25 protein-coding genes are annotated in these 24,725 nt (G+C 25.7%); 14 read left to right on the top strand and 11 right to left on the bottom strand.

Annotated features, from left to right (window positions below):
- Positions 1-185 precede the first annotated feature (185 nt).
- Positions 186-1,640: an Mbov_0401 family ICE element transposase-like protein gene (locus ACQH23_RS07980; RefSeq protein ID WP_425377915.1), complete on the bottom strand. Its 1,455-nt coding sequence runs from the start codon at positions 1,638-1,640 to the stop codon at positions 186-188.
- Positions 1,641-1,990: 350 nt separating this feature from the next.
- Between ACQH23_RS07980 and miaA the strand changes: the two genes are divergently transcribed.
- Complete coding sequence (gene miaA / locus ACQH23_RS07975; protein ID WP_425377914.1) at positions 1,991-2,917, top strand: tRNA (adenosine(37)-N6)-dimethylallyltransferase MiaA; 927 nt, start codon at positions 1,991-1,993, stop codon at positions 2,915-2,917.
- Positions 2,918-3,220: 303 nt separating this feature from the next.
- Here the strand turns inward: miaA and ACQH23_RS07970 are convergent, their stop codons facing one another.
- The 4 genes from ACQH23_RS07970 to ACQH23_RS07955 all read right to left on the bottom strand — a co-directional run bounded on the left by ACQH23_RS07970 (position 3,221) and on the right by ACQH23_RS07955 (position 7,605).
- Complete coding sequence (locus ACQH23_RS07970; protein WP_425377913.1) at positions 3,221-4,171, bottom strand: IS30 family transposase; 951 nt, start codon at positions 4,169-4,171, stop codon at positions 3,221-3,223.
- 89 nt (positions 4,172-4,260) lie between these two features.
- Entirely contained in the window at positions 4,261-4,608 is a 348-nt protein-coding gene (locus tag ACQH23_RS07965; protein WP_425377912.1) for a hypothetical protein, read from the bottom strand.
- Between the two features lie 268 nt (positions 4,609-4,876).
- A complete protein-coding gene (gene pepF / locus ACQH23_RS07960; RefSeq protein WP_425377911.1) occupies positions 4,877-6,673 on the bottom strand; it encodes an oligoendopeptidase F in 1,797 nt (598 codons plus the stop codon).
- 500 nt (positions 6,674-7,173) lie between these two features.
- Positions 7,174-7,605: a transposase gene (locus tag ACQH23_RS07955; RefSeq protein ID WP_425377910.1), complete on the bottom strand. Its 432-nt coding sequence runs from the start codon at positions 7,603-7,605 to the stop codon at positions 7,174-7,176.
- 67 nt (positions 7,606-7,672) lie between these two features.
- On the opposite strand from ACQH23_RS07955, the gene ACQH23_RS07950 reads away from it, so the two are divergent.
- A complete protein-coding gene (locus ACQH23_RS07950; RefSeq protein ID WP_425377909.1) occupies positions 7,673-8,623 on the top strand; it encodes an IS30 family transposase in 951 nt (316 codons plus the stop codon).
- Here the strand turns inward: ACQH23_RS07950 and ACQH23_RS07945 are convergent.
- From ACQH23_RS07945 to ffh, 4 genes are all read right to left on the bottom strand, one after another.
- Entirely contained in the window at positions 8,620-9,108 is a 489-nt protein-coding gene (locus tag ACQH23_RS07945; protein ID WP_425377908.1) for an IS3 family transposase, read from the bottom strand. The genes ACQH23_RS07950 and ACQH23_RS07945 overlap by 4 nt on opposite strands.
- A gap of 135 nt (positions 9,109-9,243) precedes the next feature.
- The gene (locus ACQH23_RS07940) at positions 9,244-9,477 is read right to left on the bottom strand and encodes a transposase (RefSeq protein WP_425377907.1); all 234 of its coding nucleotides are present in this window, start codon (positions 9,475-9,477) and stop codon (positions 9,244-9,246) included.
- A gap of 68 nt (positions 9,478-9,545) precedes the next feature.
- Positions 9,546-9,650, bottom strand: coding sequence for an IS3 family transposase (locus ACQH23_RS07935; RefSeq protein ID WP_425379330.1), 105 nt, complete (start codon positions 9,648-9,650; stop codon positions 9,546-9,548).
- Positions 9,651-9,730: 80 nt separating this feature from the next.
- Positions 9,731-11,089 (bottom strand): signal recognition particle protein, encoded by a 1,359-nt coding sequence (ffh, locus tag ACQH23_RS07930; protein WP_425377906.1) that lies wholly within the window; start codon positions 11,087-11,089, stop codon positions 9,731-9,733.
- 165 nt (positions 11,090-11,254) lie between these two features.
- Between ffh and ACQH23_RS07925 the strand changes: the two genes are divergently transcribed.
- Positions 11,255-11,563 (top strand): IS1/IS1595 family N-terminal zinc-binding domain-containing protein, encoded by a 309-nt coding sequence (locus ACQH23_RS07925; RefSeq protein ID WP_425377905.1) that lies wholly within the window; start codon positions 11,255-11,257, stop codon positions 11,561-11,563.
- A 120-nt stretch (positions 11,564-11,683) separates the two neighbouring features.
- Positions 11,684-12,214, top strand: coding sequence for a transposase (locus ACQH23_RS07920; protein ID WP_425379329.1), 531 nt, complete (start codon positions 11,684-11,686; stop codon positions 12,212-12,214).
- Positions 12,215-12,308: 94 nt separating this feature from the next.
- Here ACQH23_RS07920 and ACQH23_RS07915 read toward each other — a convergent pair whose 3' ends face one another.
- The gene (locus ACQH23_RS07915; RefSeq protein ID WP_425377904.1) at positions 12,309-12,488 is read right to left on the bottom strand and encodes a hypothetical protein; all 180 of its coding nucleotides are present in this window, start codon (positions 12,486-12,488) and stop codon (positions 12,309-12,311) included.
- Positions 12,489-12,545: 57 nt separating this feature from the next.
- Between ACQH23_RS07915 and ACQH23_RS07910 the strand changes: the two genes are divergently transcribed.
- The 4 genes from ACQH23_RS07910 to yihA all read left to right on the top strand — a co-directional run bounded on the left by ACQH23_RS07910 (position 12,546) and on the right by yihA (position 15,901).
- Entirely contained in the window at positions 12,546-13,358 is an 813-nt protein-coding gene (locus ACQH23_RS07910; protein ID WP_425377903.1) for an IS30 family transposase, read from the top strand.
- Positions 13,359-13,776: 418 nt separating this feature from the next.
- A complete protein-coding gene (locus ACQH23_RS07905) occupies positions 13,777-14,478 on the top strand; it encodes a hypothetical protein (RefSeq protein WP_425377902.1) in 702 nt (233 codons plus the stop codon).
- A gap of 20 nt (positions 14,479-14,498) precedes the next feature.
- Entirely contained in the window at positions 14,499-15,281 is a 783-nt protein-coding gene (locus ACQH23_RS07900) for a TrmH family RNA methyltransferase (protein WP_425377901.1), read from the top strand.
- Complete coding sequence (gene yihA / locus ACQH23_RS07895; RefSeq protein ID WP_425377900.1) at positions 15,281-15,901, top strand: ribosome biogenesis GTP-binding protein YihA/YsxC; 621 nt, start codon at positions 15,281-15,283, stop codon at positions 15,899-15,901. The genes ACQH23_RS07900 and yihA overlap by 1 nt, the downstream gene beginning before the upstream one ends.
- Before the next feature lie 625 nt (positions 15,902-16,526).
- Here the strand turns inward: yihA and ACQH23_RS07890 are convergent.
- Positions 16,527-17,510, bottom strand: a complete 984-nt coding sequence (locus ACQH23_RS07890) for an IS30 family transposase (protein ID WP_425377899.1) — start codon at positions 17,508-17,510, stop codon at positions 16,527-16,529.
- Between the two features lie 484 nt (positions 17,511-17,994).
- Here ACQH23_RS07890 and ACQH23_RS07885 point away from each other — a divergent pair, with 484 nt between their 5' ends.
- The 6 genes from ACQH23_RS07885 (at position 17,995) to ACQH23_RS07860 (ending at position 24,631) form a co-directional block, all read left to right on the top strand.
- On the top strand, positions 17,995-18,297 hold the full coding sequence (locus tag ACQH23_RS07885; protein WP_425377898.1) for a hypothetical protein: 303 nt from the start codon (positions 17,995-17,997) through the stop codon (positions 18,295-18,297).
- On the top strand, positions 18,290-19,750 hold the full coding sequence (locus tag ACQH23_RS07880; RefSeq protein WP_425377897.1) for a PBSX family phage terminase large subunit: 1,461 nt from the start codon (positions 18,290-18,292) through the stop codon (positions 19,748-19,750). Before ACQH23_RS07885 ends, ACQH23_RS07880 begins: the two co-directional genes overlap by 8 nt.
- Positions 19,750-20,028, top strand: a complete 279-nt coding sequence (locus tag ACQH23_RS07875) for a hypothetical protein (RefSeq protein ID WP_253301740.1) — start codon at positions 19,750-19,752, stop codon at positions 20,026-20,028. The genes ACQH23_RS07880 and ACQH23_RS07875 overlap by 1 nt, the downstream gene beginning before the upstream one ends.
- Positions 20,021-21,412, top strand: a complete 1,392-nt coding sequence (locus tag ACQH23_RS07870; protein WP_425377819.1) for a hypothetical protein — start codon at positions 20,021-20,023, stop codon at positions 21,410-21,412. The genes ACQH23_RS07875 and ACQH23_RS07870 overlap by 8 nt, the downstream gene beginning before the upstream one ends.
- 102 nt (positions 21,413-21,514) lie before the next feature.
- Positions 21,515-22,168 (top strand): hypothetical protein, encoded by a 654-nt coding sequence (locus ACQH23_RS07865; protein WP_425377896.1) that lies wholly within the window; start codon positions 21,515-21,517, stop codon positions 22,166-22,168.
- 225 nt (positions 22,169-22,393) lie between these two features.
- A complete protein-coding gene (locus ACQH23_RS07860; RefSeq protein WP_425377895.1) occupies positions 22,394-24,631 on the top strand; it encodes a hypothetical protein in 2,238 nt (745 codons plus the stop codon).
- Positions 24,632-24,725 lie beyond the last annotated feature (94 nt).

Below are 24,725 nucleotides of genomic sequence, written 5' to 3'. Positions count from 1 at the left end.
AAAAATGCACCTCCTTTAAAAGTTTAGCAAAGACTTTTTTTTCTTTACTTACTTTTTTGGGTGCAGTCTAGTTTTTTTAGACTGTGCACAGTTTCAGATAACTGAGAATTTTAATTAAAAAATGCTTTCATTTCATATTGAAGGTAGCGTGTAAAATGTTGGGGAAAAGTTTTCAGCATTAAGTTCTAATAATAATTATAAACTATTTTCTTTAAAAGAGTTTTAGTATTTGATAATGTAGAAGCGGTGAATATTGGTAAGTTATATTGTTTAACTTCTGGATTATTCATCTTTTTAAATATTCATCTTCAAGTAATTTGTTCATTTTTTACTTGAAGATTTTTAATTTCTGTTAGTTCTTGAAAGGGATTAATCCCATTAGCTGTCAATTGTTTTAATAACATTACTTTGTAAATCATTTTTTCATTAAATATTTTTGGTTTTGAACGAAACATTACTTTAATAATTCGAGCAATATAACTTTCAATGCGACAACCAATATTTTCTTGATATTCTCATTTTTGAATTGCTCCATAGTATGTTCTTAAATAATTAGATATTTCTTGTAACTTTCCTTTCGCTTCTTCGGTTTTAACAAGCTGATAAGCTCATTCAAGGTATTTTGTAACCTTGTTTCAGTTTAATTTTAGAATTGCTTTTCTAATTTTATTAAATAAATAACGTTTATAATATCGTGGACCACGGAGACAATCTTTAATTTTTTTAATAACATGGAAACGATCAATGATAAATTCAACATTGATGTGTTTTTCAACCGTTGAAATATATTGTGCACCATCACCAAGCACAATAATTTTAGCTGTCTCGGGTGATTCATAATTTAAGTTAATAAATTCTTTAATTCCTTGTCAGTATTTTTTAGAGTTAATTTTTTTAACTTCATTAGTCATTGTTACTAGAAATTTGACATTATGCATTGTTTTTCGTATTGTTTTAGGATCTTTATAACCAGTATGAAAGACGGTTAAACGGATTTTTTTCTTAATTTTTAATCGTTTTTTGACTTGATAACTAATGGCATTGCGATATGCTTCATCGGTTTCAATATAAATAACCCCATCATGTTTTAGTTTTGTATCTGGTTCATCTAGCATTAGTTCTAACAAATGTTTAATATCAAACCGTTTAATAAGGTTAAAAATTGTTTTTTTTGTTATGTTAGCATTCCGATACATATTACAAATATCTTGATAACTAAAATTTATGCCTAATTTGCTGATTATTTCTAACGAAAAATCATAATCAAGTCGCTGATAACTTTCAATCCCTAATTGAATATCAAGTAAAAAGACCGTTTTTGGTTTTTTTGCCCCTTGAAATTCTGGTTTTAAGATATATTTTCGTCGTTTAAAAGTAACTTCACCATTACGAAAAACCAAAGTTCGTTGATAAAATCCTTTTGGAATATAACGTGCTTTGCGTCAGTCCTTATTAAAAATATAGTTATCAATATATTCAAAAATATTTTTAAATAGTATTCAAGCTTCAGAACTAATTTCATTGTTTAAATAGGATAATAGTGCTGTAATAGGGATATTGGGGCTAATTTCATTAATTAAATCAATAAAAGAGTTATTATTTTCGTTTAAAAACTCTTGGATTCTAGTTATAATATTCATAGGATAGTTTTCTTTCTAATTTTTTTCAAACTTAATTATAATGAAAACTTTCTTTTTTATTTTCCCCAACTTTGGAAACGCAATCTTTACATTTGTTATTCTTCTTGAAAAGGAAGAAAATGTGATAAAATATAATTGTCCGCAAGGACAGTTTTCTGCGTTTATAATAACGTTAAGATGTGTTTGGGGTTATTAACCGCTATATAAATCAACTCTACACCCAAGCATTTAAAGCGGTTCAGAGTTATTTTAAAGATAAAGCAAAAACTAACAAATTGATGTTAGTTTTTTAATTTGCAAAAAATGGATTATCCGCTAAAATTGATAGTGAGATTAGTGAGGTTTTGGTAATGAGTAAAAAAGTTATTTTAATTGTTGGACCAACAGGGAGTAGTAAGACTGACTTATCAATTAAGATTGCCCAAACATTGGATGGGGAGTGTGTTAATGCTGATGCAACCCAAATTTTTAATGGTTTAAATCTTGCCACCAATAAAATAACACCAGCGGAACAAGCGGGAATTTCACATCATTTATTATCAACAGTTGATTTAAAAGATAATTATTCAATTAAGATTTATCATCAAGAGGGACGTAAAATATTAGAGCAATTGTGATCTAAAAATAAGCTTCCGATTGTTGTCGGGGGCAGTGGTTTATATATTAATGCATTATTAAAAAACTATCGCTTTTCTGATCAGGGGCGTGATTTAGAATTGGTTAAAGAATATGAACAAATTTCTAATGATACTTTATGAGAAAAGTTAGCCACAATTGATCCACAAGCAAGTGCAAAAATTCATCCGAATAATCGCAAACGAGTTTGACGGGCATTAGAATATTATTACCAAACGGGGACTTTAAAATCATCGAATGATCATCATCACAATGATTGGTATGTTGAGCCGTATATTATTGGATTATTACCCGATAAAATCGAACTTCACCAACGCTTACATGACCGGGTATTACAATTAACAGCGCGTGGTTTGTTTGCCGAAGTTACTGCAGCATATGAGTATTGTGACTATGATTTAACCAAGCAAAGTATGAAAATTATTGGTTGTCCGGAAATTGTTCGTTATTTAAACGGTGAACTTTCACATGAAGCAACATTAGATGCAATGGTACAAGCTAATAAGATTTATGCTAAAAAACAAATAACATGGTTTAAACATCAATTAAAAAATGTTCATTGATATTCATTTCATTATGCACAATTTAATGATCTTTGTCAACAAATTATTCTTGATTTAAAAAATAGTAATAATATTTAAAATATATCACGGAGGGATTATCAAACGTTGAAATTATTGATTGTCATGTGGCGTTGTGTACGATGAATCGGAAAAAAACAATTCTTGTGAGATTGTTTTTTTATAATTCCTGAATTAGACTGCACCCAAAAAAGTAAGTAAAGAAAAAAAGTCTTTGCTAAACTTTTAAAGGAGGTGCATTTTTATATGGCAAGAAAAGGACAAAAATTTAATAAATATACAGCAGATTTTCGAAAAAGGATAGGACAAGCGGTTAAAAATAATAGTATAAGTTTTATTGCCAAATTGTAAAGTTAAGTGCAACTAAATTATTTTTCTAACCAAATATTCGATTGGCGAAAGATAATTTAGTATTTTTCTTGGTCTTTGGTTTAAAGACAATATAAATTTATGAACTGCATTTTTAGTAGTATTTGAAAAATTAAATTTTTTAGGAAATTTTTCTCTAATTAAACCATTAGTATTTTCATTAGTACCTCTTTGTCAGGGTGAATATGCATTAGCAAAATAAATTTTCACATTTAAATTTTTTTCAAGTTGTTGTCAATTAGCAAATTCTTTACCACGATCAAATGTTATAGTCTTAACAAGATTATTTGGAAGAATTGATAAATAATGGCTAATATTTTCGTTAATAACTTTAGTAGTTCTATTTTCAACTAATATTGCTAAAGTAAATCTTGATGTTCTTTCAACTAAAGTTATTAAACATGATTTACTTTTACCTCGTGATGATACTACGGTATCACCTTCTCAATGACCAAGAGTTACGCGATTATTAACATTAGCATTTCGTTCTTTAATTGATTTACCATTAAATTTACCCCGATTTTCTTGATATTTTCGTTTCTTACCTTTTCTTCTTAAATTTTTATTAGTAACTTTTTCAAGTAATCCAGAATAAATTCAATTGTAAATTGTTTTAAAACTAATAATTCATTCTTTATGAAAATTTTTAATTCTGCCATAAATTTGTTCGGGTGATCAACCTAATAATAATTTTTGTTGTACATATTTTACTAATTCTCTATTTTTAAACTTATGAAAATAAATATGTGATTGTTTTCTATTTTCTGCTTTATTTTGTGCAATTAATGAAAAATAATGATTATTATCTTTATTTCTATTAACTTCTCGAATAATAGTACTAATACTTCGATTAATATTTTTAGCTATTTCACTAATTTTTATTTTAAACTTCAATTGATTCTCAATATAAATTCTTTCATCTATGCCAAGATGTTTATATCCCATATAAAAACTCCTTGCTTTATTTTTTCTAAAATAAACTTAGCATCATAAAATTTTTATATGAGATTTTTTGCAATTTTATTTACTTGCACTTACAAGTATAATTCAGCATTTAAGGACATTAATTTGTATAAAACTGAATATGAAATGTTTATTCCTTCATTTTCGATTAATTTTTCTTTGAAATGAGTAAAATTAAAGCCAATATATTTAGTTTTATATAAATTTATAATCTTTTCACAAATTTGTGGATTTGTTTTATTGTGAGCTATCCTTCCACGAGAATGGTGAGCAAATGATTGACTATTTTGTGGATCATAAAGTTTTATAAGTTGTTCAATGCGACGAATTGATAAGTGTAAAATATTTACAGCTCTTTGCTTTGATATTTTATTGTTAATAATTTTTTCAATTGTTTTGTATTTATGTTGTTCTTTCATTGTTAGTTTTCTTTCCATTGTTATCACCATTTTTAATTTTAAATGGTTGCGAAATTTTTGCTAGATAACTATTACGAAATTATCACAAGATAAGGACATTATGGTGGAAGATTATTATTGTTCTTTAACATCTAAAAAAGTTAAAGAACAATAATAATCTTCCATCAAATTCGTTTTCAAATTGTCATATTGATGATTTTTTTTGCCTTTATCAAGAGTTTTCGACAAAATTAAAGAATATATTTACAATTCAGAAATTAAAATCAAATTAGTTTAATAATTCGGTAAGATTATCAATCATTTCTGTTAACTTTATCAACAAGCCACTATAAACATTCGGATCAGTATAATCAATCCCAATATCTTTTAAAATTGCTAATGGTTCTTTACGACCACCTTGTTTTAAAAAATTCAATAAATGCTCTGGATGTCCATTAATAACATCATTATACAATTTAAAAGAAGCAACAATACATGTGGCGTATTTATAAACATAATATGGTGAATTAAAGAAATGTAAAATTCGTGGTCAACCATATGTTTTTTTTTGTGGTTCATATTTATCAAAAACAGTATACCCAAACTCATCAGCTTTTTGAACAAAAAGATCGGCTAATTTATCCGCATCTAATGGTTCATTATTTTCAACCATTTTGTGGGCTGTTCATTCAAAATCAGCAAAATGAATTTGGCGAAAGAATGTTGCCATAATTTCATCAATTCGATTTTGTAATAAATAAATTTTTTCCTCTTTGCTTACCGCATTTTTATATAAATAATCAAATAATAAATGCTCATTAACTGTTGAAGCAACTTCCGCTAAAATAATTGGATAATTATTCAATGGATATTTATTATTTAAATCTGCTAATAAGGTATGGACTGAATGACCCGCTTCATGTGCTAAGATATTAACTGACCCAATTGTATCATCTCAATTCATTAAAATAATTGGTTCAACACCAGAACCACCCGATGAATAAGCACCATTACGTTTATTAGTATCTTCAAAATAATCAATGCGATGATCACTTCATACTAATTCTAATTGCTTTAAATATTCATCACCTAATAATTGCAGTGATTCACGAATCATTTTCTTTGCATCTTCAACAGTATATTTTTTATCCAATGAAGCAATATTTGTCACTAATTTTAAACTACGATCAGTTGGATAAAACTTTTTAAATTTAAAATATTTTTTTAATAGTTCATTATATTGAACAAATAAATGGCTATTTTCACAACCATATTTAATTAAACTAGTATAAATTTCTTCAGAAACATCATCATTACTCAATGACGCTTGCAAAGTGTTTTTATAACCGCGTAAATGTACCGACTCAACACTCTGTTGAATAATTCCTTCATAAATTCGGGCAAAAGAATGTTTTTTATCAACTAAATGCTTAGTAAATAATTGTGCTGTCTTAATTCGAAGTTCTTGATCCGCTAATGGGTCTGATTTTTCCATAATTTCACTATGTATTGAATTTGTTAATTCTATTTTCTTCCCTTGATAATCAATAAATATTGGTTTTTTATCAGCATATGCCAATAAATCATATAAATCATAAGCAAGGTTTCGTGATCGTGTTACTAATGCTAAAATCTCTTCATCACGTTCTGACAAAATATATTTTGCACTTTTAAAAAACTTACGGTAACTATATTCATGCGCATGAAGGTCAGAGTCTTCTTTAAGTCATGTCATAATTGTTTTTTCTCCAATTGCTTTTAATTCTGGTGCAACAAAAGCTAATTGACTTGCAATTTGATTTAAAGTATTTGAATAAATTCCGCCCAATTCTTGATATGATAAGTCAGTTGTATCAATATCTCCCATGTGAAGATATTGCGCCATTTTATTGGCAATTAAGTCAATTTCTTCGTCTAATAAAATATATTTTTTAAAAGTTGTTGCTTGATTTAATTTTCCTTTAAAGCTAATAATTTCTTCTAATTTTTTTACAATTTTTGCTAAATCTTTTTTTCAAGCCTCATGATTCTGATATAAATGACTAAAATCTCATTTATATTGTGGTGATGCTTCATTTCGTTTCATTATTTTCTCCTCTTTCTTCTAAATCCATCTTTTTATATTATAACGGAAAACAAAATATTTTATTTAATTTTTCCTTTTAATTTTGTCGAAAACTCTTGATAAAGTCAAAAACCCTTATAAAATATAGAAATTTTATTTAATTTTGTCGAAAACTCTTGATATTTATAAAATATACCTAAAATTAGGTATATTTTTAATATAAAGAAAGGTAAATAATTGATGGAAAAAATACTTGCAGAATTAATAAATAGTTTAACAAATAATCAATTTTTAGAATTTTATTAAAAAGTTAAAAAAGAAGCAGAATTAATCAAAAAACAAAAACGCTTAAATGAAATTGATCAAAAATTTAGAGATAAAGGTATTAAATGTCCTAATTGCAAATCTTATCATTAGACTTCTTGCGATACCGGCTTTTTTTATTAAGAATATTTTATAGAAATATTCTTAATAAAAAAAGCCGGTATCGCAAGATGCACAGTTTCAGATAACTGAGAATTTTAATTAAAAAATGCTTTCATTTCATATTGAAGTGGTGGCATTTTTAAATTTAAAATTTTTCTTTTTTCATTATAATGAATTATATAATTATCTACAATATTTTTTACTTCTAAAATATTTTTACAGTGTGATAATTCTGAGTTCTCGGTTTTAAGAATTGAAAATCAATTTTCAATCGGTGAATTATCTAAACAATTGCCTCTTCTTGACATACTTATATTTATACCGTGTTTTTTTAATAATTTTTCATAAGCTTTTGAAGTGAAATGAATACCTTGATCAGAATTAATAGTTAATTCACCTTTGATTATTTTTCTTTTAATAATTGCTTCTTTGATACAATTATTTACTCAATTTACTGTTGGAGTTGTTGTTAAAGAATAATTTACTAGCTGAATTATACTTGTAAGTGCAAGTAAATAAAATTGCAAAAAATCTCATATAAAAATTTTATGATGCTAAGTTTATTTTAGAAAAAATAAAGCAAGGAGTTTTTATATGGGATATAAACATCTTGGCATAGATGAAATAATTTATATTGAGAATCAATTGAAGTTTAAAATAAAAATTAGTGAAATAGCTAAAAATCTTAATCGAAGTATTAGTACTATTATTCGAGAAGTTAATAGAAATAAAGATAATAATCATTATTTTTCATTAATTGCACAAAATAAAGCAGAAAATAGAAAACAATCACATATTTATTTTCATAAGTTTAAAAATAGAGAATTAGTAAAATATGTACAACAAAAATTATTATTAGGTTGATCACCCGAACAAATTTATGGCAGAATTAAAAATTTTTATAAAGAATGAATTATTAGTTTTAAAACAATTTACAATTGAATTTATTCTGGATTACTTGAAAAAGTTACTAATAAAAATTTAAGAAGAAAAGGTAAGAAACGAAAATATCAAGAAAATCGGGGTAAATTTAATGGTAAATCAATTAAAGAACGAAATGCTAATGTTAATAATCGCGTAACTCTTGGCCATTGAGAAGGTGATACCGTAGTATCATCACGAGGTAAAAGTAAATCATGTTTAATAACTTTAGTTGAAAGAACATCAAGATTTACTTTAGCAATATTAGTTGAAAATAGAACTACTAAAGTTATTAACGAAAATATTAGCCATTATTTATCAATTCTTCCAAATAATCTTGTTAAGACTATAACATTTGATCGTGGTAAAGAATTTGCTAATTGACAACAACTTGAAAAAAATTTAAATGTGAAAATTTATTTTGCTAATGCATATTCACCCTGACAAAGAGGTACTAATGAAAATACTAATGGTTTAATTAGAGAAAAATTTCCTAAAAAATTTAATTTTTCAAATACTACTAAAAATGCAGTTCATAAATTTATATTGTCTTTAAACCAAAGACCAAGAAAAATACTAAATTATCTTTCGCCAATCGAATATTTGGTTAGAAAAATAATTTAGTTGCACTTAACTTTACAATTTGGCACTATTAAATTACTAAATAAATCCTTGATTGCAAATAAATATACTCATTCTGTGATTGTTTTAACATACGTAATATCAATTGATCACTTTTGATTAGTTTTTTCAGCTTTAAAATTACGTTTTAATAGATATTTATGTCGAATATGTTCATTTGTCATTTTTAAGAAATGATTAATTTTTTTTCTTGTTTTAATTCTTACACTATAAATTCTATTAGCTAATTTCATATAACGATAAACTGTTGAATTCGACACATTAATTTTTTGCTCTTCCAAAGATAATTTAATTTGTCTGTGTCCTTTAATACTATTTTCTCTATGAATTGCTTTAATTATTTCATATATTGAATAATCAATATTTGGTTGATATTCATCACAATTTTTTGAATATTTATTTCAAGTATCATATGAAATTCTTAATTCTTTTAAATATCATGATAAAGTAATTTTTGAAACTTGCAATTCTGATTTAATAAAAGCAATTTGTTTTCTAATGTTTGTTTTTGTTTTTATCTTTGGAAGAGCTTCAAGCTTTTTTAAAACCTCATTCTCAGATTTTATTCTTTCATTTTCTTTTTTTAATAAATAGTTTTAACGTTATAAGGGTTTTTTAAACTTATTTAATTCAAAATCTTTTCGCTTTTTTCGTTCTTTTAGAATTTCTTTATTTTGTTGAAATTTATTTACTCATTTTGAAATAGTTGCTAAACTAATATGATATTCTTTTGCTATTTCACTATAAGATTTATTGTTAATTGAATATTCATTAACAATTTTTTCTTTAAATTCAAAAGAATGATCTTTAGACCCTTTTATTTTACCTTTAGCCATATAAAAATGTTTCTCCTAACTTTATATATTAATAATAATCTAGAAAAATTTTTATTTATATATCTCAGTTAAAAGAAACATTGCACCGGTATCGCAAGAAGTCTAATAGGTGTTAAATAATTTAAACGACCATGAATTCGAATATTGTTATATCAATGCACAAAGTCAAATAATTTGTATTTTAATTGGGTTAAATTTATAAATTTTTGTCCCTTGATAAATTCTGTTTTTGAAACAGAATTTATCGTAGTAGTTAATTAAAGCCCATTCCGCTTAAACCACCCATCCCAGGAATATTTGGCATTCGCCCAGATTTAATTTGACGAGCGATTTCATCAACTTGTTTTTTTGTTTTTTCAAATTTATTAATTAATTCATTATATTCTTTCTCAGTTCGTCCTGATCCTTTTACAATACGGTTTTTACGAGATAAATTCTTTAAGAGGCGGGGTTCGCGCCGTTCTTTCACAGTCATTGAAGATAATAATACTTCAGTTACTTTTAATTTGCATTCAGCATCAGCAATCTTTTCATCACTTAACTTTGACATTCCGGGTAGTAATTTCATAATTCCCCCCATTTTCCCCATTTTTGAAATTTGGCGCATTTGGTTTAACAAGTCTTGCATATCAAACTGTCCCATCATCATCCGGTTCATTGTTTTTTTTATATCGCGTTCATCTAAAACGTCTTTTGCTTTTTCAATTAAGGTTTGAACATCACCCATTCCAAGAATCCGGTCCGCCATTCTATCAGGATAAAAGATTTGTAAATTGCTCATTCCTTCACCAGTTCCAATAAAAGTAATTGGTAATTTTGTTAAATGCGTAATTGATAAGGCTGCTCCCCCCCGAGCATCACCATCTAACTTCGTTACAACTACGCCGGTTAATTTTAATAACTGGTTAAATTCAGTTGCAACATTAATAATGTCTTGTCCAGTCATTCCATCAACAACTAATAAGATTTCATCGGGAATAATATTATTTTTAATTTCTTTTAATTCTTGCATTAATTCAGCATCAATATGTAAGCGTCCAGCAGTATCAATTAAAATAACATCGTTTTTGTTTGCTTTCCCATACGCAATTGCTTCTTGTGCCGTAGCAATGGGATTTTGAGTTCCCCGTTCAAAAACTTCAATATTTAAATTTTTTCCAATAGTTTTTAACTGGTCAATCGCCGCTGGTCGGTAAATATCACAAGCAACTAATAACGGTTTTTTATGATATTTCTTTTCCGCTAACTTCGCAATTTTTCCAGTCGTTGTTGTTTTTCCACTTCCTTGTAATCCAATCATCATTACAATTGTTGGTTTTGAAGCAAAAGATAATTCTTTCGCGGTTTTCCCAAAAATATTAACTAATTCTTCATGCACAATTTTAACCATCATCTGTGATGCATTTAATCCGTCTAAAATATATTCCTCATGAGTTTTAGCTTCAACAGCTTTAATAAAATCTTTCACAACTTCATTATTAACATCCGCTTCTAACAACGCTAAGCGAATTTCACGCATTGTTTCAGTAATAGCATCGGATGTTAAAATTGATTTTTTCATATTTTTCTCGATTGATTTCTTCAATCGATTTGCTAAAAAATCTCCAATCATATCTTTTTCTCCTTTATTTTTATAACAAAATCAATCATATTAATTATACTAAAACTAACATAAAAAAGAACAAAAATTCTCTTTAATTTTGTAGAAAAATATTGATATTTATAAAATATACCTAAAATTAGATATATTTTTAATATAAAGAGAGTTAAATAATTGATGGAAAAAATACTTGCAGAATTAATAAATAGTTTAACAGATGATCAATTTTTAGAATTTTATGAAAAAGTTAAAAAAGAAGCAGAATTAATCAAAAAACAAAAACGCTTAAATGAAATTGATCAAAAATTTAGAGATAAAGGTATTAAATGCCCTAATTGCAAATCTTATCATTGTGTTAAAAATGGTCATAATCCCGAAGGAAAACAAAAATATTTATGCAAAAAATGTCGGGCTAGTTTTGATGCTTTTTGTCATCATTTTACTTATTGAAGTCATTTAAATTATGAACAATGAAATTTGAATTAATAAATTTCATTGTTAGGACAATCTAGTAAAGTAATTTCCCGTTTTATTAAAACAACACCCAAAACAGCTTGATATAATCGTCAAAAATTAATGCAATCAAAACAATTATAAAATACTCAATTAAAATTTAAAAAATTAAATGGCCAAATACAAATCGATGAAACATTTATTAAAGAAATCCATAAAGGTAATTTTAAAGATAAATTTGATAAACGAAAAACTCATCTTGATCCATTTTCCACTAACACTAAATGTTGTATTCAAATGGCAGTTGATACTAATAATAATATTTTTGTTCAATCCACTAATACCAAACGATTACAAAAACAGTGAATTATTGAAAATATGAATACAAAATTAATTAACAAAAATTCCATTATTATTTCTGATATGCAACCATTATATTTATTAGTAGCAAAACAAACAAGTTCTACTTTATATGCCACTAAAACTAGGACAAATCCTGATGCCAGTTATCGAAAATTAAATAAAGTTAGTAAATTACAAGCAAGTCTTAAAGAAGCCTTAATTCATTATCATGGTTTAGGTTTTACTAACATTCAAAATTATTTAAATCTCTGAAAATGAAAATACCAACACAAAGATTTAACACCAAACCAACAAGCAACGGTATTATATTTTAACATCTAAAAAAGTTAAAGAACAATAATAATCTTCCATCAAATTCGTTTTCAAATTGTCATATTGATGATTTTTTTTATTTTATCAAGAGTTTTCGACAAAATTAAAACATTTTATTAAAAGTATTTTGTTTTATTCCTGTTAATCGTAATAATTCTTTATCATTAAGAAATTTAAAGTTATCATTTTTCATAGTTTTATATCCGCCTAATTTATATTTTTTATTTTTAATTGCTGAATTATACTTGTAAGTGCAAGTAAATAAAATTGCAAAAAATCTCATATAAAAATTTTATGATGCTAAGTTTATTTTAGAAAAAATAAAGCAAGGAGTTTTTATATGGGATATAAACATCTTGGCATAGATGAAAGAATTTATATTGAGAATCAATTGAAGTTTAAAATAAAAATTAGTGAAATAGCTAAAAATATTAATCGAAGTATTAGTACTATTATTCGAGAAGTTAATAGAAATAAAGATAATAATCATTATTTTTCATTAATTGCACAAAATAAAGCAGAAAATAGAAAACAATCACATATTTATTTTCATAAGTTTAAAAATAGAGAATTAGTAAAATATGTACAACAAAAATTATTATTAGGTTGATCACCAGAACAAATTTATGGCAAAATTAAAAATTTTCATAAAGAATGAATTATTAGTTTTAAAACAATTTACAATTGAATTTATTCTGGATTACTTGAAAAAGTTACTAATAAAAATTTAAGAAGAAAAGGTAAGAAACGAAAATATCAAGAAAATCGGGGTAAATTTAATGGTAAATCAATTAAAGAACGAAATGCTAATGTTAATAATCGCGTAACTCTTGGTCATTGAGAAGGTGATACCGTAGTATCATCACGAGGTAAAAGTAAATCATGTTTAATAACTTTAGTTGAAAGAACATCAAGATTTACTTTAGCAATATTAGTTGAAAATAGAACTACTAAAGTTATTAACGAAAATATTAGCCATTATTTATCAATTCTTCCAAATAATCTTGTTAAGACTATAACATTTGATCGTGGTAAAGAATTTGCTAATTGACAACAACTTGAAAAAAATTTAAATGTGAAAATTTATTTTGCTAATGCATATTCACCCTGACAAAGAGGTACTAATGAAAATACTAATGGTTTAATTAGATAAAAATTTCCTAAAAAATTTAATTTTTCAAATACTACTAAAAATGCAGTTCATAAATTTATATTGTCTTTAAACCAAAGACCAAGAAAAATACTAAATTATCTTTCGCCAATCGAATATTTGGTTAGAAAAATAATTTAGTTGCACTTAACTTTACAATTTGGCAATTATATTTTATAGAAATATTCTTAATAAGAAAACCCGGTATCGCAAGAAGTCTAATAAAATGTTTAAAAGATTATTTAAATGCCCAAGTAAAGTAAATATTATGATTAAGAAAAAGCGAACTAATTTCCTTTATTTAAAGGTAAATAAGTTCTTTATTACTTAATTAATTTTTGAATTATGCCTTTACTTACTAAATTATCCAAGATAAAATTATAGATAGTAATTGATTTTAATTGTAAAGGAGGTTTCGTTTATGCCGTCATATTATACAGAGCAAATTTTAAAATTAAAGCAACCAAGATTAAAAGCGCCCTTAACGGAGTTAGAAATTAATGTTATTGTAACAGCTTTTAAGCATTTAGTTTGTAAAGTTAAAAAAGATTCAATTGTAATTAAACACCACAAATTTGGTTATGAAATTTTTCGTAGCAAAGCGGATGATAAATATTGATCATATGCCGTTACTTTTACTGAACCTCTTAGTCCATTAAAACCAATTTATAAACATCATTGAATTGGGAATGCTTTTATTGGTTATGGCTATGATACATTAGAAGCAACAATCGACCAAACTTTTAAAATGATGAAACAAGGACCAACTGCTCAAACCAATTTCCGCGATTATTTAGCTAGTTGAGATGAAAAAAAAGAACGGATTTTTTTAACTTGAGAAGAAAAAGAATGACCTTTTGAAAAATATCAAAAGTTTCAACGATGATATGAAAAAAATAAGGTTAAAATTATGGCGAAACAAGTTGGGGTTAAGGATACTGAAGATTATAATAAAGAAGCTAGTAACAAAACTGGTTTAGCAGTTTTGTTAGGGAAAATGCAAGACCCACCAAAACGCCCCCGGGCAATGGCTGTGGTAATGCGGGAAACAATGAAAACAAAACAAAAATGGGATGATCCCAAAACGAAAAAATATTTAGTTGGTTTTATGTATGTTAATTAAAAGAGAAAGAACACGACACTATGGATTATCGCGAAATTAATTCGACCCAAAATGAACATATTAAATTATTAGCGAAATTAAAAGAAAAAAAATATCGGAAAGAGTTTAATTTAGCCTTAATTGAAGGTTTAAACATTATTGATGAAGCATTACAGCGTGGTATTTTGGTTGAAATTTTAACAACAAAAACAAATCACCTAAAATTAAAAAATCTGAATGGTTTTTTATTAACAATATCTTCCGAGCCAATTTTAGCGAAATTAAGTCAAAGTAAAAACAACCAAAATATTATTGGCGTAATTAATTTACAGAAACTTAGTCAACAAAATAATTTTGACTTTAGTCAAAATATTCTTTTATTAGAAAACATTCAAGATCCTGGTAATTTAGGGACATTAATCCGAACTGGCCTTGGTTTTGGTTTTACTAATATTATTTTATATAATCATTCTGTTGACCTTTTTAATGACAAAGTCTTACGGGCTAGTCAAGGCGCTATTTTTAAAACGGCTATTAAAGAAGTCAATTTAAATGAAATTAAAACATTACAATTAAAACAGTATAAAATAATTACAACGGGGTTAAAACAAGAAAGAATTTTGTTGCAAGATTGTCAGTTTAATCCAAATAAACGCTATATATTAGCCTTAGGAAATGAAGGGCATGGTCTTTCAACCACTTTGCAAGCGATTAGTGATTATAATGTCCAAATTAAAATTAATACTCAGCTTGAATCATTAAATGTTGCCCAAGCAGGAACAATTTTAATGTATGAAATTAATCGCCAGATGGAGGAGAAATAATGTTTAAGTTTAAGAATGCAAATTATATTACCTCAGCGGTTAATAAGGCGGGTTGAATTAATGATGATTTATTGGAAATTGCTTTTTTAGGGAAAAGTAATGTTGGTAAATCAAATTTTTTAAATATGTTAACAAATCACCGCCAATTAGCAAAAGTTTCGCAAACGCCTGGAAAGACAAGAATGTTAAATTTTTTTGCAATTAATAATAATCAATTTCGCATTGTTGATGCTCCGGGCTATGGTTTTGCAAGAGTGAATAATCAACATAATACTGGTTTTGCCAAAATGATGGAGGAATATTTAACACAACGCAATAATTTAAAATTTGTTTGTTTATTAGTCGACTTACGGCACCCGCCAACACAAGATGATTATGAAATGTATCAATATTTAAAACATTTTAATATTTTAACAGTTTTAATTGGAACAAAACTTGATAAGGTAAAAAAGAATGATATTCAAAAACAAGAAAAAATTATTAAATCGAAATTAAATTTTGCTGATAGTGATTATTTTATTAAAACATCAAGTCGGAATAAAATTTCCCGCGATGAATGTTGAATATTATTTGCAAAATTATTAAATTACCTGAATTGTAAAATTAAATGGAACAGTTAAACAAATAAAAATATTGTGTTAAAATCCAAATTTAAAAAAGGATAAATAACACAATGTATAAAAAAATCACAATATAAAAATTAATTTCAATTCAACAATATCAAAATTTTAATTATTCAATTAGAAAAACAGCTTATGAAATAAATCAAAGTAAAACAACTATTCATAGAATTTATAAAATGTTGGCTGCTGGTTTAACACCAATTGAAATTTATGAAAATATTAATAAAAACAAGAAAAAAGCCGGCCGCAAACAAAAAACATTAGACTTCTTGCATAACCTATAAAAAACAATAAAAATTTAAAGTTTGACTAATCAAATTAAACTTTAAAATAAGCATTTTTTATAAAAATTAAAATATTTTTTAACAATTAACTATTTTATTCAATAAGTCTATTATAAAATTAAATAAATAATTTATTAGTTTTCTTGCGATACCGGGTTTTCTTATTTTGTATTATGTAAATTCAAGCAGCAAATTCTGTCTCTTGTTAGTATGATAATAACATCATTTAAAATAAATGCAACTATTTTTTTAAAAAAATTAAAATATTTGTAAATTTAGTCTATTTTAAGCATATTTAAGCACACTGAAAAATAATTTATTAAATTTTTAAAATAAACTTATCTAAAATTATTTAAAAATACTTCTTTAGATGTTCTTCAATTCAAACAAGGCCTTAATTTTTCATTCATAACATTAACTACTCAATCTATTTCTTGTTGAGTAACATTATTAAAATCCGTTCCCTTAATATACCGTTTTCTAAATTCACGGTTCATTCTTTCAATTAATGGTTTTTGTTTTGGTGAACCCGGATCACAAAAATAAATATTAGAACCAGTAATATTTTCTATTTCTTCAAACTTACTAAATTCTTTTCCTCTATCAGTTATTATTCCTTTAATTTTTCCAACCAAACCATTAATTTTAACTAATTCTTCAAGTTTTTCTAAAACCTCATTAGCAGTATGTTCTCCTAATTTAATTGCAAAATAATTTTTACTATTTTGTTCAACTAATACCAAACAACTAGATTGATGGTCTTTTCCAACTACGGTATCCATTTCAAAAAAACCAACATTAGATTTTTTATTTTCAATATCTCATATTGATTTGAATTTATCATCTAATTTTCCGCGATTATCAGGTCTTTTCTTTGTTATATTTCTTCTGCCACCATTTAATAAATTTTTCTTTAACAAACCCAAAAGACCTAAATAAATTCATTTATAAAAAGTTTTAAGACAGGAAGGAAATTTGACACCAAACTTTATTAAAAATCGATGAATAATTTCCGCTGGCGAATCACCAAAAATATTAAATCGTAAATTTAAAAATTCTTGCTGCTCTTCTGTAAATGTAGGTAGTTTTTTAATAGACCTTTTTCGCTTTTGTTTATAATCTTTTTGTGCTTCAACTAGCATATAATCTTCTACCTTTTTAAATCGCTTTATTTCTCTTTTAACAGTATTAATTCCACGATTCATTTGCCGTGCTATTTCTGATAAATTAATTGAATCATTTTTCTTTTTACAAATATCAGAAAATAATAAATCTTTAAATAAATTTCGTTCATCAAATTTTACATGTGTATATTTTTGCATTTTTCTGTCTCCAATTCTTTTTAAAATATTTATAACATTAAATTAAAAATTATTGACAATTATTTTTATAAGTATATAATCTAAGTGATAAACAGTAAGTAAATTCTGTCTCTTAAAGCTGTTTATAAAAAATAAAGTAATTAAGTTTACTGCAATGTTTCTTTTAACTGAGATATATAAATAAAAATTTTTCTAGATTATTATTAATATATAAAGTTAGGAGAAACATTGCGGTAATTAAGTTTACTTTTTTTTATTTTGATGTAAAATATAAATGATAAAAAAAGAACCGCGATGGTTCTTTTTTATATTTTCAGATATAGTTTACTCTTTTATTTAATCATATTCATTAAATAATAGCAATTTTAGTATGCAAAAAGGAGTAAAAATGAAAGAATTTAATCCAAAAACAGCAAGTTTACGAACATTTTATCGTAAAATATAGCAGTTTTGACGTGATAAATCACCTAATATCCCCTATACTTTGAATGATTTAACCAATAAATTAAATCTTTCTCGCCATTGAAGACAAGAAATTTATCGGAGCGAGAAGATAGTTCCTTTACTTGAAAAACAAGTTGATAAAATAGAAAGTGAACTTATTAAACAAATGGTTAAAACGCCAGAAGGTACTAGGTTATATTGACAGCGTGCATTTAATTATAAATATTCACTACAAGAAAAAGAACTTGAAAAAGAATTAAACTTAAATAATCAACAACCAATAATTGTTAATTTACAAACGGATATTAGAGATATTAAAAAAGAAACTGAAAATAATGCTTAATCATTTTACTTATTTATTAGAAACTCCTTATTGGTTATTACAAAATAGTAATATTGGTAATAAATATCCATTTGTTAAGAAATATGAATTAGTTAATGAAATTAATCAAATTGGAACACGATATAGCGGTAAGACTATATCAAATATTAAAATGTTTGGTGAATTATTAAAAATTAGTTTATTAATTAAAGAACCAATTTGTATAATTGCTAGTATGTATTGGAGTAAAGATTTAAAAGATAGTGTCTTTCAAAATATATGAAATATGTTAGATGAAAATAATATACCTTATAGTATTAATTTATCAAATTTTACTTTTACTTTATCAAATGGTAGCAAAATATATTGTAAAGGTTTACATTCACCAAGTCGAAAAGAAAAATTAAAAGCCTTTGCTGATTTGAATAAGTATAAATTATTAATTGATTGAAGAGAAGAATGTGACCAATTTCAACAAAAAGATTTAAGTGATTTAGAGTTTGCTATTCGTGGTTATCAAAATAAAATAACAATTAATACGTGTAATCCTGAAAGTTTAAAAAGATATATTGTTGGCTATTGTAATGAATTATTATCTTTTAATGAAGAAATAATGCGTATTAAATATGAACAAATTAAATATATTGAAAAATGAAATATGAAAATTATTATTCATTATTCTAGTTGAAGATTAAATTATGAATTGCCACAAGATAAAGTTAATGAACAATTAAGATTAGAACAATTAGATATTGAAAGAGCAAGAGTATGGAGTTGAGGATTGCCCGGTAATACTAGTGGTTCAATTTTTGCAAGATATATTGATATTATGCAAGCAACAGATATTATTCAACCAACGAAATTATTAGGTGGTGTTGATATTGCTAACGCGACCAGTCCTAAGGGACATACAACATCAGCTAGTTTTTGACTATATAATTCATTTGATAAAAAAGCTTATAAATCTTCTGAGTATACGCATTCAAATGCTACACAGCAATTTAAAACAGAATTAGAACAAGTAAAAGATATTTTAGAGTTTTATAACAATCAATTAAATCAATATTTTAATTTAATACAACAAGGTATATCAATAAATGTTGATGATAGTGCATATTCAACATTACAAAGTTTAAATAGAGAAAAATATAATTATACTTTTGGGCAATATATGACATTTAAACCAGCACAAAAACAGAAATTTAAAATAAGACATCGGATTGAAGCATTTACAATGTTAATAAATACAAACCAATTAAAATGATTATGAGAAAAATGTCCTGTCAGTAAAACACAATATGAATTAATTCAATGAGAAGATAAACCAGATGCCAGAGAAGAACGAATGTTAGACTTATATGATGATACATTTGATAGTGATTTTTATGCTTTACATTTTGAATTAATACCAATGGTTAAACATAATAATTCAGCAGATTATAAATTATGACAACAAAGGGAGTGAATAACTTAATGAAAAAAGATATTTATGTAATCCATGATGAACGTGTAATAAATGCAAAAAGACCTTATATGTCTGTTTGTGGACAAGTTAAAAAAAGACTTTGTCAAGAATTAAAAAAAGATAATATCGCAATATGTAAATTAAATTTATATAACGAATATATTAAAAAATATCAAAAAGTTAAAGTATGTGTTCAAGTTTTAGCAAATGAGCCAAATTTATTAACAGTAAATATTATTAATTATGCACTTATCTTAAAATTAAAGGAGCAAAATAACCATGAATAATACTTTCCCTAGTTTACCAAACTTAAGTGATATTAATAGTGTTTTAAAATTTTATAATTATGATTGAACAATTAATTTAGCAAATATTATTGCTCGTCATCAAATGCGATTAATAAATGGTAAAGATATTTTATTTAAGTCTCATCGTAAAGATATTTTAGAAAAATTAAATTGATGATATGAAAATTATAAAATAAAAGAAAAGTTAGATAAAAACGAATTAACAGCAAGTTTAATGGGTAAAACTATTTTTGGTTTATTAGAAACTAGTGATGGCAATATTGATTTATGAATTAACCCTTTTAACTTTACATCTCGTGTAAGTAAAATAAATGAAATTGAACAAGGGGCTGATATTTGATTAAATTATCATCAATCAGACAGTGGATTTATTTTAAATTTAATTTGTACCAAAGATAAAATAGTTATTAAAGGTTGACCAAAAAATAACGAGGTAGTTGTTGGACAAAGTAAAACACAAATTAAAGATGATGTTAGACCTATTTTAGTTCAAGAATTTAAAAATAAATTAGGTATAGTACCTTTTTGAGAAATGATTAATGAACCTAATCCGTTGTTCTTATCAACTTCAACTACATTAAATCCATGACCTACGATGGCAAATTGTTATAAATTACAATTTGATTTAGAAGATAGTTTTAATATTAAATCAAAAGAACGATGAGCTAATCGTACGCACTGATATGGGGTATTAGATGATGGTTTAATGAATGCTTACAATATGGGAAATAAAAAAGCATTACAAGATGTATTTGATGATATTTTCATTCAATCAGGTCAAACGGCAGCAGATGGGACATCATCACAATCTTTACAAGTAGTACAAGGTGCACCAACCTTAGAAACATATACTGAAGATCAAAAATCAATTATTGAACAAGTATATTTAGCATGTCATTTTTCTAGTCCTTTTGGTGATAAATCAGATAATGACCAGAATAAAACACAGTCATTATTAACTAAAACAAAAGACTTAGAAAAACAAGCATATTTACAAGCATATCGTAAGCAATATTATACTAAGATGTTTGATACTGTTTTAAAATATTATGGTTTATGAGATGGTATTGGTGAACGGCCTTATGGTTTTGATTTTATTAGTGCTAGTTTAGTTGACCAAATGCGACAAAATGAATTAATTACTGCTAGATTAGATAATGGCACAATGGAACCAATAAGAGCTATAACTGAATATGACAATATTGATGAATTAGAAGCAACAAAATATTTTGAGAAAGTAGAAGAATGACAAGATAAAATGCAAGCCAAAGAAATCGAACATAATAATAAATTACTAGAATATGATGAAACTGGTAATAATCAAAACGCCTTACAAGGTAGAACGGAAATAAAGGAGAATTAAAAAATGAGTAGAATTAACCCAGGAGTTATCTAAGAACTAAGAAGACAAGCCCACGATACTTTAATAGATATAAGAGAAAATATAAAAGATAATAGACATTGAATGGTATTTCCTTTTAATGTTTATAGTTCATATATTCCTGATACTGAAACAGGTTGAAAACCTAATAACGCAAAGCCTAGTGATTATGGTAGTTATTCAAGAATATTTGATAATATGGAAAGTACGATTGCTCAATGACAAGATAGTTTAAAAATAGTTCAAAAACATAAAGGTGAAGAAATTAATATCTTAACAATTGATGATTTTAGTAAACAATCAATTAATTCAACTATATGAGCAAATAATGAAACACCTTTCGCGATAAAATTAAAAGATGAAAATAATAATGTTTATTGAAAATTAATTGATGGTGAAAACATTTATGATATTAATAGAATGTTAGCATACTTAAAGCAATATAAATTAAGTTATTTTATTAATAATGATAATAAAGCCGATAATTTTTATACAAAAGATGTTAAGGTTGGTAAATATTGAGATGCTTATATGATTGATGATAGAAGTTCAATTCAATTTGGAGAAGCTAAATTTGAACAAGTATTTACCCAACAATCAACTGAAAGACAATATACCTTATTAATTTTAGATGAAGATGCAAGTAAATTAAATATTAATGATTATTATAATTTTTATACGGTTTTTAATGACCATGGATTAAATATTGGTGGAGGTAATATAAATATTGCTCCCTAAGATAGACAATGATTATATCCATCAAATGTTATTAATTATTATTCACCTTATGATGGTAGTTTTTTATGACAAGAAATCACCTTTTCAAGTATTAATGACAAAATTAGTAATAGTGGTTTATCAGTACGACAATTTATTCAAACATCAGCACCTGGGGAAGGTTATTGTTTTCCTAAAATAACTTATAATGAGAAAACAAATAAAGGAATTGTTGAATTAGATGAGATGTTATTAAAAGACCCTGGTGTTAGAGCAATGGCCGTTAAATTTTATGGTAATCCGATCTTTTTTGATATGCCAGTTATTGGTCGACCAATTATTAAAGGTCAATTTAATCCAAAAGTAATGAATTCACGAGATTTATTAATGTATAACATGTATCCGTGTCCGCCTGACAAAGTTAATACTTATGCATCACCTGAAGTAAGTTGATATAACATTCAAGGGATTCAACCAACAATGATAACTGGTTATGAAAACTGAAAAAAAGATATGGAAAGTAGATATGATTTTTGAAAGCAAAAAAATAGTGAGGGTATTGTTATAACTGACCAAGAAAGTTCGACAGCTACCAATCCTACTGTTGGAAAAACAATTAAAGAAGAAAATAATGACTCTAAATTTTATTGGTCTAAAAATTGAAAAATAACGCCACCAAGTAAAATAAAAGTAAATAGTGGTGACGTTAATAATATTATTAGTACCCAAGTATCATCATATTTTAGAAGAAAAGATGAATTTGGTAATACTGTTGGTAGTGTTCAAATTGAATACAATAAAATGGGTTCATGTAATGTTTGAGATATTTTAAATATGAATAATTTTATTAATCGCCAAATTACTGTCTTACCTTTAAACTATACTCAAAAGTTAGTTTTTAATCCTTTTACGATACCAGGCGGAGTTGGTAAATTCTTAAACTTTATTTCGTTTGGTATTCCTTGAGGATGAGTTATTAATCAAGATGAAAAAACTTGACCTAATTTTCAATGATTAAATGGATTTATGAGTGCTAATATTTATAGTTTTTATAATGATGCTTTTTGGTCTGAAAACTCAAAAGGTAAATGTTATTTACCTTTTGAAATATTTAGAGAACAAGGCAATGATAAAGTTGGTGCTATTTTTGGAGCAAATGCCACTAGCTTCGGGTTTACTACTTTATTAACTGATAAATTAGTAAGTACTGTTTTAACTAAGGATGGTAAACCAACAAACAATATAGTTTATTCAACATATAATCTAAAACAATTAAACGAAAAAACTAACCGAGTTTATTTAATTAATGAACTTACAACAGCAGTTGATGCTCAAACACCAGTTAGTGATGGTGAAGAAGATAATGATTGTGAATTCTTACAAACACCAGATGGGACAAATTGTAGTTATATAATTGATATGTTTTCAATACAAGCTTTATATAAAGGTAATTTTGAAATTATCTTTTATGCTGATAACCCATATACAAATAATGAAGAAGATTATTTAAGATTATCAGTATGGAGTTTTCGTGGAAAAACAAAAAGTGTATTAAATAATTATTTACGCGATATGACAACTAATTATAAAACTAGTTTCTTATTACCACATGACTATGAAATACCAACATTTAATTACCCACAATATGTCTTGCCACCAGTTCCATATAACTATAAAACTTATACCAAAGATATCTGAGGTGCTAATACAGCAAAACCATTAAAAACTAAAATTACAGCACCACCACAATGCAAAAAAATATGCAGTCGTTTAGTTAATTTATTTTCTGATGAATTTAATTATGGTTATTATGAAACTGAAATTGATTTAAAACAAATTGACCCAACTATTCAAAGTATAAGTAAATTCCAAGATGCTTATAAAACGATTGAAATAAGTAATCTTAATAGTTTACAAGTTGAATGTGGAAAACCAAAGATAGAGAATTTTATTCCTAATAGAAATGTTAATATATTTGGTGGTGCCAATGATTGTAGCAATAATTTATTTTCATTAGCAAATATAACCTTACAACAAGAGGGTTTATCACAAACAGATAAAGTTAATTTTGATAATACAATAACTTTATATACTAAAAATATAAAAATAAATGATACTGAAACAAAATATGCTACTGGTCTTGCTAATGGAATACCAAGTGAAAATTATCTTAATGTATATAATACATTGGATAACATTTTCGGTGTAAGATTTTTTTTACAAATAACAAAATTAGTTTTTACTGATAAAGATAAAATTAAAGAAACATATTTACAAGCATATTATACTAATAATGTAAAATTAAAAATTAGATTTACAAAAGTACTATTACCTATTTTGCAAAGTTTTTATGTTGATTTTTATGCAAAACCAAAATATTGGGGAAATATCAAAGATATAACAATATATATTTCTAACCCAAATTTCTTGGGAATTAAAAATAAAAGTATTAACCCAGTTAAAATTACAATTAAACCAAGATAAAAATAGAAAAAAAGATATTTATATCTCTTTTTTGTTATTAATCTTTAATTTTGTCGAAAACTCTTGATAAAGTCAAAAACCCTTATAAAATATA

Source organism: Spiroplasma endosymbiont of Polydrusus pterygomalis, from assembly GCF_964030635.1.
Lineage (GTDB): Bacteria > Bacillota_I > Bacilli_A > Mycoplasmatales > Mycoplasmataceae > Spiroplasma.
The sequence above is the reverse complement of the archived record's forward strand: the minus strand, read 5'-3'. Positions and strand labels throughout refer to the sequence as shown.